This is a genomic window from Mycobacterium deserti (genome assembly GCF_025345615.1).
In the GTDB taxonomy this organism is placed as follows: domain Bacteria; phylum Actinomycetota; class Actinomycetes; order Mycobacteriales; family Mycobacteriaceae; genus Mycobacterium; species Mycobacterium deserti.
In genome coordinates, this window is sequence record NZ_JAODWD010000003.1 from 427269 (window position 1) to 442754 (window position 15486).

At 69.0% G+C, this 15486-nt stretch carries 15 protein-coding genes; 9 read left to right on the forward strand and 6 right to left on the reverse strand.

Annotation, left to right across the window (positions count from 1 at the left end; genetic code table 11):
* The first annotated feature begins 20 nt into the window (after positions 1–20).
* Positions 21–1763, forward strand: coding sequence for a proline--tRNA ligase (locus tag N4S67_RS13400; RefSeq protein WP_260993461.1), 1743 nt, complete (start codon positions 21–23; stop codon positions 1761–1763).
* Between the two features lie 9 nt (positions 1764–1772).
* On the opposite strand, the gene N4S67_RS13405 is transcribed toward N4S67_RS13400, so the two are convergent.
* Together N4S67_RS13405 and N4S67_RS13410 are read right to left on the reverse strand one after the other, a co-directional pair.
* Positions 1773–2243 carry a ferritin-like domain-containing protein gene (locus N4S67_RS13405; protein ID WP_260993462.1) on the reverse strand — a complete coding sequence of 157 codons (471 nt, stop codon included), beginning with the start codon at positions 2241–2243 and terminating at the stop codon, positions 1773–1775.
* Positions 2240–2749 (reverse strand): hypothetical protein, encoded by a 510-nt coding sequence (locus N4S67_RS13410; protein ID WP_260993463.1) that lies wholly within the window; start codon positions 2747–2749, stop codon positions 2240–2242. The genes N4S67_RS13405 and N4S67_RS13410 overlap by 4 nt, the downstream gene beginning before the upstream one ends.
* A gap of 160 nt (positions 2750–2909) precedes the next feature.
* Between N4S67_RS13410 and rimP the strand changes: the two genes are divergently transcribed.
* From rimP to N4S67_RS13450, 8 genes are all read left to right on the forward strand, one after another.
* Positions 2910–3449 carry a ribosome maturation factor RimP gene (rimP, locus tag N4S67_RS13415; RefSeq protein WP_260993464.1) on the forward strand — a complete coding sequence of 180 codons (540 nt, stop codon included), beginning with the start codon at positions 2910–2912 and terminating at the stop codon, positions 3447–3449.
* On the forward strand, positions 3446–4477 hold the full coding sequence (gene nusA / locus N4S67_RS13420; protein WP_260993465.1) for a transcription termination factor NusA: 1032 nt from the start codon (positions 3446–3448) through the stop codon (positions 4475–4477). Before rimP ends, nusA begins: the two co-directional genes overlap by 4 nt.
* Before the next feature lie 197 nt (positions 4478–4674).
* Positions 4675–4941 carry a YlxR family protein gene (locus tag N4S67_RS13425; RefSeq protein WP_390893356.1) on the forward strand — a complete coding sequence of 89 codons (267 nt, stop codon included), beginning with the start codon at positions 4675–4677 and terminating at the stop codon, positions 4939–4941.
* Between the two features lie 67 nt (positions 4942–5008).
* Positions 5009–7735 (forward strand): translation initiation factor IF-2, encoded by a 2727-nt coding sequence (gene infB, locus N4S67_RS13430; protein WP_260993467.1) that lies wholly within the window; start codon positions 5009–5011, stop codon positions 7733–7735.
* A complete protein-coding gene (rbfA, locus tag N4S67_RS13435; protein ID WP_260993468.1) occupies positions 7735–8238 on the forward strand; it encodes a 30S ribosome-binding factor RbfA in 504 nt (167 codons plus the stop codon). The genes infB and rbfA overlap by 1 nt, the downstream gene beginning before the upstream one ends.
* Positions 8213–9211: a DHH family phosphoesterase gene (locus N4S67_RS13440; protein WP_260993469.1), complete on the forward strand. Its 999-nt coding sequence runs from the start codon at positions 8213–8215 to the stop codon at positions 9209–9211. Before rbfA ends, N4S67_RS13440 begins: the two co-directional genes overlap by 26 nt.
* A complete protein-coding gene (locus N4S67_RS13445) occupies positions 9204–10535 on the forward strand; it encodes an MATE family efflux transporter (protein WP_260993470.1) in 1332 nt (443 codons plus the stop codon). The genes N4S67_RS13440 and N4S67_RS13445 overlap by 8 nt, the downstream gene beginning before the upstream one ends.
* 108 nt (positions 10536–10643) lie before the next feature.
* Positions 10644–11981 (forward strand): sigma-70 family RNA polymerase sigma factor, encoded by a 1338-nt coding sequence (locus tag N4S67_RS13450; protein WP_260993471.1) that lies wholly within the window; start codon positions 10644–10646, stop codon positions 11979–11981.
* Positions 11982–12003: 22 nt separating this feature from the next.
* On the opposite strand, the gene N4S67_RS13455 is transcribed toward N4S67_RS13450, so the two are convergent.
* The 4 genes from N4S67_RS13455 to N4S67_RS13470 form a co-directional block, all read right to left on the reverse strand.
* Entirely contained in the window at positions 12004–13368 is a 1365-nt protein-coding gene (locus N4S67_RS13455; RefSeq protein WP_260993472.1) for an RNA polymerase sigma factor, read from the reverse strand.
* Positions 13365–14066: a hypothetical protein gene (locus N4S67_RS13460; RefSeq protein ID WP_260993473.1), complete on the reverse strand. Its 702-nt coding sequence runs from the start codon at positions 14064–14066 to the stop codon at positions 13365–13367. The genes N4S67_RS13455 and N4S67_RS13460 overlap by 4 nt, the downstream gene beginning before the upstream one ends.
* 89 nt (positions 14067–14155) lie before the next feature.
* Entirely contained in the window at positions 14156–14725 is a 570-nt protein-coding gene (locus N4S67_RS13465; protein ID WP_260993474.1) for a class I SAM-dependent methyltransferase, read from the reverse strand.
* Positions 14722–15477: an enoyl-CoA hydratase gene (locus N4S67_RS13470; RefSeq protein WP_260993475.1), complete on the reverse strand. Its 756-nt coding sequence runs from the start codon at positions 15475–15477 to the stop codon at positions 14722–14724. Before N4S67_RS13470 ends, N4S67_RS13465 begins: the two co-directional genes overlap by 4 nt.
* Positions 15478–15486 lie beyond the last annotated feature (9 nt).

Consider the following 15486-nt stretch of genomic DNA (forward strand, 5'->3'; position numbering starts at 1 on the left):
GGTGACTAAGGTTGTCGCTCGTGATCACCCGCATGTCCCAGCTGTTCCTGCGCACCCTGCGCGACGACCCCGCCGACGCGGAAGTGGCCAGCCACAAGCTGCTGATCCGGGCCGGCTACATCCGTCCGATCGGGCCGGGACTCTACAGCTGGCTGCCGTTGGGGCTGCGGGTGCTGCGCAAGATCGAAAAGGTCATCCGCGACGAGATCAATGGCATTGGCGGACAAGAGATTCTGTTCCCCGCGCTGTTGCCGCGCGCACCGTACGAGACCACCAACCGCTGGACCGAGTACGGCGACGGCGTGTTCCGGCTGCAGGACCGCCGCCGCAACGACTACATGCTGGGGCCTACCCACGAAGAGTTCTTCACGATGACCGTGAAGGGGGAGTACAGCAGCTACAAAGACTTCCCGTTGCTGCTGTTCCAGATCCAGACCAAGTACCGTGACGAGGCACGGCCGCGGGCAGGCATCCTGCGGGGGCGCGAGTTCGTGATGAAGGACTCGTACTCGTTCGACGTCTCCGACGACGGGCTTGCGGTCCAGTACCAGGCCCACCGCGACGCCTATCAGCGGATCTTCGAGACCCTGGGCGTGGACTACGTGATCGTGTCGGCGGTATCCGGCGCGATGGGCGGCAGCGCGTCCGAAGAATTCCTGGCCGAGAGTGAGATCGGTGAGGACACGTTCGTGCGCTGCCTGGAGTCCGGATACGCCGCCAACGTCGAAGCCGTCGTCACCACCGCTCCCGAAGCGCTGCCGACCGAGGGCCAACCCGAGGCCACGGTCTACGACACGCCCGGCACACCGACGATCGCCACGCTGGTCGAATGGGCCAACAGCATCCTCGAGCGCGAGGTGACCGCGGCCGACACGTTGAAGAATGTGATGCTCAAGACCCGCCAGCCCGGCGGCGAATGGGAACTGCTGGCCGTCGGGGTCCCGGGCGACCGCGAAATCGACGACAAGCGACTGGGCGCCGCGCTGGACCCCGCCGAATACGCGATGCTCGACGAGGCCGACTTCGCGAAGTACCCGTTCCTCGCGAAGGGCTATATCGGCCCGAAGGCGTTGCTGGCCAACGGTGTTCGTTACCTTGTCGATCCGCGTGTCGTCGACGGGACATCCTGGATCACCGGAGCCGACGAGCCCGGCAAGCATGTCGTCGGCCTGGTCGCGGGTCGCGACTTCGTCGCCGACGGCACCATCGAAGCCGCGGAAGTGCGCGACGGCGACCCGTCGCCCGACGGCGCAGGCCCGCTGGTGTCCGCGCGCGGCATCGAGATCGGCCACATCTTTCAGCTCGGCCGCAAGTACACCGATGCGTTCGCCGTCGACGTGCTCGGCGAGAACGGCAAGCCGGTCCGGCTGACCATGGGCTCCTACGGCATCGGGGTGTCGCGACTGGTCGCGGTGATCGCCGAGCAGCAACACGACGAGCTCGGCCTGCGGTGGCCGTCGTCGGTGTCGCCGTTCGACGTGCATCTGGTCATTGCCAACAAGGACGAGGCGGCGCGCGCAGGTGCCACCGAGCTGGCCGCCGAACTGGACCGCCGCGGCGTCGACGTACTGCTCGACGACCGGCAGGCCTCGCCCGGCGTCAAGTTCAAAGATGCCGAACTGCTCGGCGTGCCGCGGATCGTGGTGGTCGGCCGCGGCTGGGCCGACGGCGTCGTGGAGCTGCGCGACCGGTTCACCGGCGAGAAGCGGGAGGTCCCCGTGGCCGACGCCGCGACCGCCATTTCGACAGCGCTCACCGCGTAGCCCTCTCGATTACTCGGAGCCACCGGGGAAGGCGACGGTGACCGGCGAGACATTCAGCACCGTGCGCCATCTCGCCGCGGTCACCGCGCACTGCGTCAGCGCCTTGACCGCGAACGCGCGATCCTTCTCGCCGCCGCCCTGCTCGAGGACCGCCCGCCACGCCACGGCGGCGTCCTCCTCCATCTGCACCGCGAGTTTGGCCGCGTCGGTCGGCGAGTCCACGTCGCCGGGCAGCTGGTAACCGGCCGCGGGCAGCGGCGCCTCGACCGACCGCGCTTTCAGCATCGTCAGGGTCGCCTCCCGACGCTCGCGGTGCTCGGCCATCGCCGTCGACACCAGGTCGTTGTCCTCCGGTGTCGAATGCGCCGACACGATGCCGTATCCGTAGATCGTCGCGTGCTCGGTGGCCAGCGCGTCGAACAGCGCTCCGTCGGCCGGATTCGACGGGCGCGCCGGTCCGTTCGGGCCCGGCGCGGTCACGGCTTTCTCCCGGCCGCGGCCAGGGCGACGGTGGACGCCGCGGTGCACGCCGCCGCTATCGACCCGACCAGACCGGCGCGGTAGCCCGACAGTTTGGCGGCCAGCTCGCTCGCGGCTTCGGCCGACTCGCGCAGCGCCCCTACGACGTCCTTGGCCGTAGGGGTTCTCGCCGGTTCGGCGGTGGTGCTCGTCGGGGTCGCGGTCGGGGCCTCCTCGCCGCGCATCCTGACCAACTCGTCGACAAGGGCTTGCGCGTGCGCCGACCGTTCGCCGGCGACCGCGTTCAACGCCTCGACGATCGGGCCGCGTGCCTCGGCCGCGGCATCGGTGGCCAGCTGACTGTCGGTGCGGGCACGCTGGAGTTGAGCGGCGAGTTCGTCGACCTCGGGCGGAGGTGGTGCGGAACCGCAGGCCGCGGCCGTCACGCCGGCCAGCGCCAACGTCGCCGCTGTCACCAGCACTTGCCGCCTGCTGATCGGCGGCGGGGAGCTCAGCACGGGCAACATCTTGCCATCGCGGGTGTCGCGCGAGTCCAGCCATTACGGTGTCGATGCGCCGACGGGCGTTTGCCGCGTACGGCGGCGGGGCTGGCGTATCGTGGAGTGTTGGTTCTCCCGTTGCACCACGGGAGCCGCGCCGGAGACAATTCAAGATGAGGAGCTCGCCGTGACGGAGCGTTCTGCGGGATTGCCGACGCAGAAACTGGTGATCGAGCTACTCGACGGTGAGTTCGCGCGCGCAGGCTATGACATCGAGGACGTGGTCATCGACGCGTCCGCCCGCCCGCCCCGCATCACCGTGGTGGCCGACGGGGACAAGGGCCTCGACCTCGACACCATCGCGCAGCTGTCCCGTTCGGCGTCGGAGTTGCTCGACCGTGTCGACGACTCGGCGACGCCCTACGTCCTCGAAGTCACTTCACCCGGCGTCGATCGGCCCCTGACCACCGAGAAGCACTATCGGCGCGCACGCGGCCGCAAGGTGGAACTGACGTTGTCCGACGGCTCGCAGGTCACGGGCCGACTGGGAGAAACACGCGACGGCATCGCGCGACTGGTGGTGCGCGAAGGTCGGCATGCCGACTTCGCGGTGCGCGAGGTGGCGTTGGAGAGCATCGCTAATGCTGTTGTGCAGGTTGAGTTTTCACCTCCAAATCAGCGCGAGTTGGAGCTGGCCGGGCAATCTGGGAGGGAGGCTTCGCGATGAACATCGACATGGCTGCGCTACATGCCATCGAAGCTGACAAGGGCATCTCGGTGGACGTCGTCGTCGACACGATCAAGTCGGCTCTGCTCACCGCGTACCGGCACACGGAGGGCCACGAGGCGGACGCCCGCATCGACATCGACCGCAAGACCGGCGTCGTCAAGGTGCTCGCCCGCGAGACCGACGCCGACGGCAACCTCATCAACGAATGGGACGACACCCCAGAGGGTTTCGGCCGGATTGCGGCCACCACGGCGCGCCAGGTGATCCTGCAGCGATTGCGCGACGCGGAGAACGAGAAGAACTACGGCGAGTTCTCCGCCCGAGAGGGCGACATCGTCGGCGGGGTCATCCAGCGTGACGCGCGTGCCAACGCCCGCGGACTGGTCGTGGTCCGGATGGGCAGCGAGACCAAGGGCTCCGAGGGTGTCATTCCCTCGGCCGAACAGGTGCCCGGCGAGCGGTACGAACACGGCGACCGGCTGCGCTGTTACGTCGTCGGCGTCACCCGCGGCGCCCGCGAGCCGATGATCACGTTGTCGCGGACCCACCCCAACCTGGTGCGCAAGCTGTTCTCGCTGGAGGTCCCCGAGATCGCGGACGGCTCCGTCGAGATCGTGGCCGTTGCGCGCGAGGCCGGTCACCGCTCCAAAATCGCGGTCACCTCGCGGGTGCCGGGGCTCAACGCCAAGGGCGCCTGTATCGGACCCATGGGCCAACGCGTGCGCAACGTGATGAGCGAGTTGTCCGGGGAGAAGATCGACATCATCGACTACGACCCCGACCCGTCGAAGTTCGTGGCCAACGCCCTCTCACCGGCCAAGGTGGTGTCGGTGAGCGTCATCGACGAAACCGCCCGCGCCGCGCGCGTCGTGGTACCCGACTTCCAGCTGAGCCTGGCCATCGGCAAGGAGGGGCAGAACGCCCGGCTGGCGGCCCGGCTCACCGGCTGGCGCATCGACATCCGCAGCGACGCGGCGCCGGCCGGCAAGCCCGATGCAGCTCAGGGCGCGGTGCAGGACCGGTAGTCCCCAGGCCCGGCTTGCGTGGCCGTGGGCCCGGGGCGGCGCACCAAGTAAAGCCGTTTCGGTTCGCGAGCACGGGGGCGGTAGACTCAGCTGTGATCCAGCGCGAATCTTCGGTTTCGGCGCATAGACGACCAGATGGACCGGTTCGTACATGTGTCGGCTGCCGGAAACGAGAGCTGGCTGTCGAACTGCTTCGAGTGGTCGCCGTCGACGGCGGGAATGGCACGAGTGCCGTGATCGTCGACACGGCGAGAAAGCTGCCGGGGCGGGGTGCGTGGTTGCATCCCGATCCACAGTGTCTAGACGCAGCAATTCGGCGGCGAGCGTTCGTACGCGCGCTGCGGATCACCGGCTCACCGGACGCAACCGCGGTGATCGAGCACTTCAGCCCAGCTGAGAGCCCGAGCCACCCGCGCGAGAGAACAGGTAGCGAAGAACATGAGCACACCGTGAAGTCCCGATGACCATGCGTCATAGCTAAACCGAGGCGCGGCGCCTACCACCGCTGACGCCTCTAGAGATGGAGATGTAGTGGCAGGTAAGGCCCGCGTACACGAGTTGGCTAAGGAACTCGGTGTCACCAGTAAGCAAGTGCTCGCTCGACTGAGCGAACAGGGCGAATTCGTCAAATCAGCGTCCTCCACCGTGGAGGCACCCGTCGCACGTCGGCTGCGTGAGTCGTTCGGCGGCGGCAAGCCCGCGGCGGACAAGGTTGCCTCCGGAGGCAATGGTTCGTCGGCTGCGGCCGCCCCTGCCGCCGGGGCCGCCGCCAGTGCGCCCGCCAAACCGGCGGCGCCCAAGCCTGCAGCACCGGCCCCTCCGCCGCCCGTCGCTCCTCCCGCGGCGGAAAGTGCGCCGCCGCCGGCTCCCGCCGCGCCCCCCGCCGCTCCGACTCCCGGTCCGACCCCGGGTCCGCGGCCGGGCCCGATGCCGGGTCCGCCCAAGCCCGCCGCGCGGACTCCGCGCGTCGGCAACAACCCCTTCTCGTCACAACAGCCGGTCGACCGGCCGATTCCGCGTCCGCAGGCCCCGCGCCCCGGTCCCGGCGGTCCGCGCCCCGGTGGCGGTCCGCGCCCCGGCATGACGCCGAACAACATGCCGCCGCGTCCCGGCGGCCCCCGGCCAGGACCCGGCGCTCGTGGCCCGGGTGGACCCCGTCCAGGCCCCGGCGGCCGCGGACCCGGCCCGAGCACCGCAGGACGTCCCGGTGGCGGTGGTGGCGGCGGCGGCGGTAATTACCGCAGCGGCGGCCCCGGCGGTGGCGGCGGCGGCGCACCCGCGGGTGGCGGCGGCTATCGCGGCAGGCCAGGTGGCGGCGGACGGCCAGGACAACGTGGCGGCGCGGCCGGTGCGTTCGGTCGTCCCGGCGGCGCGCCCAAGCGTGGCCGCAAGTCGAAGCGGGCGAAACGCGCCGAGTACGAGAACATGCAGGCACCGGTCGTCGGTGGCGTGCGGTTGCCGCACGGCAACGGCGAGACCATCCGGCTGGCCCGCGGTGCATCGCTGTCGGATTTCGCGGAGAAGATCGACGCCAACCCGGCCTCGCTGGTGCAGGCGCTGTTCAACCTCGGCGAGATGGTCACCGCGACGCAGTCGGTCGGCGACGACACGCTGGAGCTGCTCGGCAACGAGATGAACTACGTCGTGCAGGTCGTGTCCCCGGAGGACGAGGACCGCGAACTGCTGCAGTCCTTCGACCTCTCCTATGGCGAGGACGAGGGTGGCGAGGACGACCTCGAGTTCCGTCCGCCGGTCGTCACGGTCATGGGTCACGTGGACCACGGCAAGACCCGACTGCTGGACACGATCCGAGACGCCACCGTCCGCGAGGGCGAGGCCGGCGGCATCACCCAGCACATCGGCGCCTACCAGGTCGCAGTCGACCTCGACGGCAACGAGCGCCCGATCACCTTCATCGACACCCCTGGTCACGAGGCGTTCACCGCCATGCGTGCCCGCGGCGCTAAGGCCACCGACATCGCGATCCTGGTGGTCGCCGCCGACGACGGTGTGATGCCGCAGACGGTGGAGGCGGTCAACCACGCCCAGGCTGCCGACGTGCCGATCGTGGTGGCGGTCAACAAGATCGACAAGGAAGGCGCAGATCCCTCGAAGATCCGCGGCCAGCTCACCGAGTACGGGCTGGTGCCCGAGGAGTACGGCGGCGACACGATGTTCGTCGACATCTCCGCCAAGCAGGGCACCAACATCGACGCGCTGCTCGAAGCGGTCATCCTGACCGCCGACGCGTCCCTTGACCTGCGGGCCAACCCCGACATGGAGGCTCAGGGCGTGGCGATCGAGGCGCATCTGGACCGCGGACGCGGCCCGGTGGCCACGGTGCTCATCCAACGCGGCACGCTGCGCGTGGGCGACTCGGTGGTGGCAGGCGACGCCTACGGTCGCGTGCGCCGCATGGTCGACGAGCACGGCGAGGACGTCGAGGCGGCGCTGCCGTCGCGGCCGGTGCAGGTCATCGGCTTCACGTCGGTGCCGGGTGCCGGTGACAACTTCCTCGTCGTCGACGAGGACCGCATCGCCCGCCAGATCGCCGACCGGCGCAGCGCGCGCAAGCGCAACGCGCTGGCTGCCCGCAGCCGCAAGCGGATCAGCCTCGAGGACCTGGATTCGGCGCTGAAGGAAACCAGCCAGCTGAACCTGATCCTCAAGGGCGACAACGCCGGTACGGTCGAGGCACTCGAGGAGGCCCTGCTGGGCATCCAGGTCGACGACGAAGTCGAGCTTCGGGTCATCGACCGCGGCGTCGGTGGCGTGACCGAGACCAACGTCAACCTGGCGTCGGCCTCGGATGCGATCATCATCGGCTTCAACGTCCGCGCCGAGGGCAAGGCCACCGAGCTGGCCAACCGCGAGGGTGTCGAGATCCGGTACTACTCGGTGATCTACCAGGCCATCGACGAGATCGACAGCGCGCTCAAGGGCATGCTCAAGCCGATCTACGAGGAGCGCGAGCTCGGCCGGGCCGAGATCCGCGCGATCTTCCGGTCGTCGAAGGTCGGCAACATCGCCGGTTGCCTGGTGCAGTCGGGCATCATGCGACGCAACGCCAAGGCCCGCCTGCTGCGCGACAATGTCGTGGTCGCCGAGAACCTGACGGTGTCTTCGCTGAAGCGCGAGAAGGACGACGCCACCGAGGTGCGCGAGGGTTACGAGTGTGGTCTCACGCTGACGTACTCCGACATCAAGGAAGGCGATGTGATCGAGACCTACGAGCTGGTGGAGAAGGAGAGGGTCTAGTGCCTGATCCGGCACGAGCACGCCGGCTGGCCAAGCGCATCTCCACCATCGTCGCCTCGGCGATCGAATACGAGATCAAGGACCCGCGGCTGGCCGGCGTCACCATCACCGACGCCAAGGTCACCAACGACCTGCACGACGCCACGTTGTTCTACACGGTGATCGGCAGCTCGCTGTCCGAGGAGCCGGACTACGCCGACGTCGCGGTCGGGCTGGAGAAGGCCAAGGGGATACTGCGTTCCAAAGTGGGCGCGGCCCTTGGCGTTCGCTTCACCCCGACGCTGGCGTTCGAGCGCGATATGGTGCCCGACGCGGCGCACCGGATGGAGGAGCTGCTGTCGCGGGCCCGGGCCGCAGATGAGGATTTGGCGAGAGTTCGGGAAGGCGCCAAGCATGCGGGCGATGCGGACCCGTACCGTGTAGCGGGGGCGGAAGGCGACGAAGTTTCGGGGGAGCCAGACGACTCTGAGGACATCGGTGACCGCAATCGACAAGACGACTGACGCCCTTGAGGTGGGCGACCGCGTCGACGCGCGCGGTGCTGCCGACTTGCTGTCCGCGGCGCGGATCGTCACCGTCGTGTGCCACGTCTATCCCGACGCCGACACGATCGGTGCGGGCCTGGCCCTGGCGCTGGTGCTCGACCATGCGGGCAAGGCCGTCGAGGTGAGCTTCGCCGCGCCGGCCCACCTGCCCGAGTCGCTGCAGTCGCTGCCGGGCGGGCATCTGCTCGTCGAGCCGGACGCGATGCGCCGCGACGCCGACCTGGTGGTCACCGTCGACATTCCGAGCGTCAATCGGTTGGGCGCCCTGCGCGAGCTCGCCGAGGCAGGCCGCGAAGTGCTGGTCATCGACCACCACGCCTCGAACCAGTTGTTCGGCAGCGCGAACTTTGTCGACGCGTCGGCGGACTCCACCACGATGCTGGTCGCCGACCTGCTCGACGCGTGGGGCAAGCCGATCGAGCAAGGCGTCGCGCACTGCCTGTATGCGGGCCTGACCACCGACACTGGATCGTTCCGCTGGGCCAGCGCGCGCGCTCACCGGTTGGCCGCCCGATTGGTCGACATCGGTGTGGACAACGCGGCGATCAGCCGTGCGCTGCTGGACACCCACCCGTTCGCGTGGCTGCCCATGTTGGCGCGGGTGCTGGCGTCGGCGCAGCTGATTCCCGAGGCCGCAGATGGTCGCGGAATGGTGTATGCCGTTGTACCACACCAGGAATGGTCCAAAGCGCGGCCCGAAGAAGTCGAAAGCATCGTCGACATCGTCCGCACCACGGAACAGGCGGAGGTGGCCGCGGTGTTCAAGGAGATCGAGCCGGCGCACTGGTCGGTGTCGATGCGGGCGAAGGACTACGACCTGGCCGCGGTCGCGAGCGCCTTCGGCGGTGGCGGGCACCGGCTGGCCGCCGGCTACTCGGCCACCGGCTCGGCCGACGACGTGGTGGCCGCGCTTCGCACCGCCCTTGGCTGAGCCGGGCCACGGCCCTCTTGCGCCGGCAACGGGCCGCCGCATTGCCGGATTGGCGCTACCCGCGCTCGGCGTTCTCGCCGCCGAACCCGTCTATCTGCTGTTTGACCTGGCGGTCGTCGGGCGACTCGGCGCGCTCGCCCTGGCCGGCCTGGCGATCGGCGGGCTGATTCTGAGCACCGTCAGCTCGCAGATGACGTTTCTGTCCTACGGCACCACGGCGCGCTCGGCCCGGTTCTACGGCGCCGGTGACCGCGGGGCGGCCGTCGGCGAAGGCGTGCAGGCGACGTGGCTGGCACTTGGCATCGGAGTCGCGATCGTCGTCGTGGTCCAGGCAGCGGCGGTGCCGCTGGTCTCCGCACTCGCCGCGGGCGGCGACATCGCTGAGGAGGCCCTGCCGTGGGTGCGAATCGCGATCGCGGGCGTGCCCGCCATCCTGATCTCGGCCGCAGGCAACGGATGGATGCGCGGGGTTCAGGACACCGCCCGCCCGCTGCGGTACGTCGTCGTCGGGTTCGCGGTGTCGGCGGTGTTGTGCCCGCTGCTGGTATACGGCTGGCTCGGGCTGCCGCGCATGGAGTTGGAAGGTTCGGCGGTCGCGAACGTGGTCGGGCAGTGGCTGGCCGCGGCAATGTTCGTGCGGGCGCTGGCGTTCGAGCGGGTGCCGTTGCGAATCCAACCCGCCGTACTGCGGGCCCAGGTTGTGATGGGTCGCGATCTGGTGCTGCGCACGCTGGCGTTTCAGACGTGCTTCGTGTCGGCTGGCGCCGTGGCGGCACGCTTCGGTGTCGCGGCCGTCGCCGCTCACCAGGTGGTGCTGCAGCTATGGAATTTCCTTGCGCTGGTGCTGGATTCGCTGGCGATCGCGGCGCAGTCGCTGGTCGGCGCCGCGTTGGGGGCCGGGCAACTCGCGCACGCCAAGTCGGTGGCATGGCGGGTGACCATCTTTTCGACGGTGGCATCGGGAGTGCTCGCCGGGGTCTTCGCGGTCGGCGCCTCGGTGTTTCCCAGCGTGTTCACCGACGACCAATCGGTGCTCGACGCGATCGGTGTGCCGTGGTGGTTCATGGTCGCGCAATTGCCGGTCGCTGGAATAGTTTTCGCGCTCGACGGGGTGCTGTTGGGCGCGGGCGACGCGAAGTTCATGCGCAATGCCACGCTGATCAGCGCGCTGGTGGGCTTCCTGCCGCTGATCTGGTTGTCGCTCGTGTTCGGCTGGGGTCTGGTCGGCATCTGGTCAGGGCTGTCGACGTTCATGGTGCTGCGGTTGGCCTTCGTCGGCTGGCGCGCATTCTCCGGACGCTGGCTGGTTCCCGGCACCGGTTAGGTGGCGCCTGGTGCAGGCGTCGCCGACCTGTTTCAGCAAACGGTCAGCTCTTGCCCGGCACAGGACTACCTGCTGCAATGTAGGTGAGGTGCCCGGCAAGGGGAATTGATGACCGCGTTACCGGAATGGGACATCGTCGACCCGCGCTCTACAGACGCGGAACTCGTGCGTGGTTCCATCGCCGGCGACCGAAGCGCCTTCGCACAGATCTACGACCGCTACGCCGACCGGCTGCACGACTTCTGCGTGGGCATGCTGCGCGACCGCGATGGCGCCGCCGATTGTGTGCAGGACGTGTTCTGCATCGCCGCGACCCGCCTGCCGACACTGAGGGAACCGGACAAACTGCTGGGCTGGCTGTACGCGATCGCCCGCAACCAAGCGCTGCGCCGGCTGCGTGATCAACGCCGCGAAATGCCATCGGATCAACTCCCCGACCTTCAAACCGATGACGCTGGCCCGGATGCGCTAGCCGTGCGCGCCGAATTGGCCGATCTGATCGCGGAGGCCGCCGGCGGATTGACCGACCGCGATCGCGCGGTCTTCGACCTGGCTTTTCGCCATGGTCTGACCGGTCCCGACCTGGCCGACGCGATTGGAGTCAGCAATAGCAATGCCAACAATGTGGTGCAGAGGCTGAGGCGGACGGTCGAACGCTCGCTCGGCGCGTTACTGGTGTCCCGGCGCGCCCGAAGCGCCCCGGGTGATTGCACGGAGTTGGATCGTTTACTCGCCACTTGGGACGGGCAGTTCACGGTGCTGATGCGCAAGCGCATTTCGCGGCATATCGAGTCGTGTCCAACGTGCGACGACAAGCGGCGGCGATTGGTCAGCCCCGCCGCGCTACTCGGCTCAGCACCCCTTCTCGTCCCGGCGCCGAAATGGTTACGCGAACGGACGCTGGGCGAAATCCAGCTCACCTCACACGGCAGTTCGATGCGCCCCGAGTGCGACAGTGCCTGCCTCTCTGGCGATGACGCCGGTGGACGCCGACGCGCCAGCAGGTTATTGGTGGCCGCCGCGTTGTTGCTCGTCGGGCTGGGCGCCTCGGTGTGGTTGACATTCGGCTGGTTGAAAGACGAGCCCGTCTCGATCACCCCAACCGAATTCAGTGAAATAGACCCTGAGCCCGCCAGCCAGGTGCCGCTCGACGTCCCGTCGCCGCCGCAAGCGCCTGCGGTCGGGCCGCCGACTCCCGTTCTGCCGGCGAAAACCCCGCCACCGGCCGCCCCGATCTACGGGCCACCGTCGGTGTCGGGCCCGACGCCCGAAGTGGCTCCGCCCATCGAGTCCCCGGATCCCGCATCGACGCCGGAAAAGTCGACGGTGAAGCCCCCAATGTCGTTCAGCCCGACAGTGACCGCTCCACCCGCCGCGCCGCCACAGCTGGGCGGGAATGACGGCCCCGACTCCGATCAACCGAATCGAGCAAACAGCGCACAGTGAGCCACTGACCTTTCGGCGCTACCTAGGGCACAGCCGAGCCGCCCGGCGCCGGATCGCCGCCGGGCACAACGAGATCTCCCGGTCCGGTGAGGTCCCCTCGCGGCCGCGGCGGCCAGGCCGGCCACTCCGGCGGCGGAAGGGGTGTGGGCTCAACGACCGCTGGCGGTTCGGCGACCGGCGGCGGTTCGGCGACCGGCGGCGCTTCGACGACCGGCGGCGCTTCGACGACCGGCGACGGTTCGGAGACCGGCGGTGCCGCGGGCTTTGGCGCCGGCTGCACCTGCGCGCTGACCGGCGGTGCGGCTGGCAAAGGGACCGACGTCACGCCGACAGCCGGGCCAACAGGCGGGGGCGGCGCCGGCGCCGTCGTGCTGATCTCAGTCGGTGTCGGGGACTTCTGGTTCAGCCCAAGGACGATGACGGCGGCCGTCGCGATCAGCGCGCCGACGAACAATGCGATCGGCAGAAGATAACCGGGTGTCTCCCGCCTCCCTGTCGCCTTCGCGCCGGGGGCGTCGCCGCGCAGCGGGTGTCTGGCCGACGCCAGCTGGATCTGGCTGAGCGTGCGTTCGCGCAGCCATGTCGGAGCCGGGACGAACACCGGTGCAGCGCCCAGCAGAGCGACCGGGCTCACCAGCCGTCGGCGCTCTTTCTCGCACACGCCGCATGAATCGATGTGACGCGAAATACGTTTGCGTATCAGGACATTGAAGTGGCCGTCCCAGCCGTCGAGTATCGCCGCCAGCTCACGACAATTCCGGGTGTTGCGGGCCCGCCGGGCGACCAGCAGTGCGCCAAGAGAACGCTCGATGGTCTGGCGCAACCGGTGCACGAGGGTGTTCGCGTTGGACGGCGAAACCTCCAGAGCCTCGGCGAGGTCTGGGCCGCTGAGGCCATGGCGGAACGCCAACTCCAGCACAGAGCGGTCGCGGTCGGACAGACCGCCCGTCGCATCGGCGATCAATTCGGACAATTCCGTGCGTGCCGCCACGGTGTCGGGGCCCGGATCGCTGGACGGGTCGTCGGGCAAATCATCGAACGGCGTCTCGCGGCGGCGCTCTCGGAACCGTCGCACCGCCTGATTTCGCGCGATCGAGTACAGCCACGGGCGCAATCTGTCCGGATCGCGAAGGTTGTCCAGCTCCGTCGCCGCGATGCAGAATGTGTCCTGCACGCAGTCCGCGGCGCTCTCGCGGTCGCGCAGCATCCCGATGCAGAAGTCGTGCAGCCGGTCGGCGTAGCGCTCGTAGATCGCCGCGAACGCCCGCCTGTCGCCGGCCGCCGCGGCTCGGGCCAGCTCAGCGTCGCTGCTGACCGGACCGTCGACGTCCCAGCTGGGTACCGCCGTCATGACCTCGACCTCGTCGAAGAGTTGGGCTGACTTCACGGCGCGACAACCAGCGGCGGAACGAAGACCGGCGGCGCCGGGTCCGGCTCGGGTTCCGGCTGAGGCGCCGGCGCCAGGAGCAGATCCGGTTGTGACACCGGCGGCTCGGGATCCGGGGCCGGTTCCGGCGACGTGAAATCGTCCACCACCACGGGCGGCTGCGGCGACGGATCCTGAGGGTTCTCCGGCTGCGGGTCCTGCGGCGGTTGCGGCTGCTGGTCTTCCGGCTTCTGCGGCGCCTCGTCGGTTTCGACCGGCTTCTGCGGGGCCGGAGGGGATGCCGGCACTGAGGTGTCTACGGTCACCATGTTGCCCGGCATAGCGATGTCCGCGGGACCGCGCTGGCCGCCGGGCGCGTCGGGTGTCGCCGTGCGCGGCGCCGAGGCCCTGGCGTCCGGGGTGATCACCACCGCAGGCGTCGGACCGGGCACGATGGCCGACCGGTCGAAATCAGAGAAGGTCAGCGCGACCGCCGAGCCAACGCCGATGCCGCAGGCCAGAGCCGCGGCAAGAACGGCGTGTTTGACGGCTCTCGGTGGGTCATCGGCTTCGGCGGCACGTTCGTTCTGGTCGCGCGGGGGTGAGCCCGCGAAGCCGAAGCCGTAGCGGGCGTCGTCCTCCGGCTGACCGAGAGGACTCGATGCCCACGCGGCGGCGACGGTCTGAATGTTTGACTCGGTGTCGTAACTGGTGGTCATGGCGCGTCCTTGGGCTGTGGCCGCCCGGGTTGGGTGGCAGTCACAGGTAAGAGCGCCGACGACGCGCTACTCGCACACTTTTTTCGAGATTACTTTTTCGCGGCGCGAGCGATAGCAGCCCATCCGTGTGGGTTGGTGCGCACCTCGACTTCGGCGAACCCGGCGGCCTCCAGACGCGCAGGCAGTGTCGCCGGGTCGACTGGGTTGTAGGTGTCGTCCTCGTGATGGGCTTCGAGTTCCGGGCTGGCCAGGCTGTCGCTGGCGACCAGCGCGGCACCCGGCCGCAGCACCCGGGCGACCTCCGCGAACAGCTGATCCTGCAGAGCAGGCGTCGGGACGTGGTGCAGCATCGTGAAGCACGCCGCGCCGGTGAACCGGCCGTCGGCGTAGGGCAGCGCCGTCGCGTCGCCGCGCACGATCTCCACATTCGGCATCTCGGCAAAGCGCTCGGTCAGCATCGCCGCGAGTTCGTCGTCGATTTCGACTGAGGTCAGCCGCGGCACCGATTCGCTCAGTACATCGGTCGTCGCGCCGTAGCCGGGTCCGACTTCGAGCACGTCATCACCCAGATCGGTAGTGCCCAGCGCCCACGGCAGGATGATCTCACGGATCGCCTGTCGCCATTCTTCGCTGCCGCACCGCTCGTGCGCCTTGTTCATCGAACCTGCTCCCTGCCTCGCTGCAACACCGCGTCGCGATTGGCGGCGATGTCGTCACCGCTGGCTTTGCGCATCCACTCCCGCGCCGATGCGGCTTCGATCCACAGCCCCTCGTTCGTCTGCGCTTCGTCGATGCGGTGATACGACCCCAGCAGCGCCCGCACGGCCTGCTGGTTGTTGCCGACGATCGACGCCGCGACCGCGCGCGCGGTCGGCAGCAGCTGGTCGTGGGGGACGACCTCAGTGACGAGACCGGCGCGCAACGCGTCGGCCGCTGACAGGTAGTCGCCGGTCAGGCTCATCCGCCGGGCTAGTCCGATGCCCACCTTCTGCGGCAGCCGCACCGACAGTCCCCAGGTGGGCAACAGCCCGACGCGGGCGTGGGTATCGGCGAACCGGGCCTGCTCGGAGGCGATCAGAATGTCGCAGTACAGCGCCAGTTCCAGGCCACCCGTCACCGCGGCGCCGTTGATCGCGCCGATCACCGGCTTGGTCAACGGCGGCCACTTCGGTGAGATGTCGGGCAGCTCGGTGGTGTCGCCGAGCTCTTTGAGATCCAGTCCTGCACAGAAGACCGGGTCCGCGCCCGTCACGATCACGACGTCGACGGAGTCATCGGACTCCACCTCACCCAGCGCCCGGTAGAACTGGCTGCGCAGCGCCGACGACAGCGCGTTGCGGAACTGCGGCCGGTTCAGCGTCAAGGTGCGGACTCGGTCGCGGGTGTCGATGAGCAGGATGTCGTCAGGCATGGATTGAAC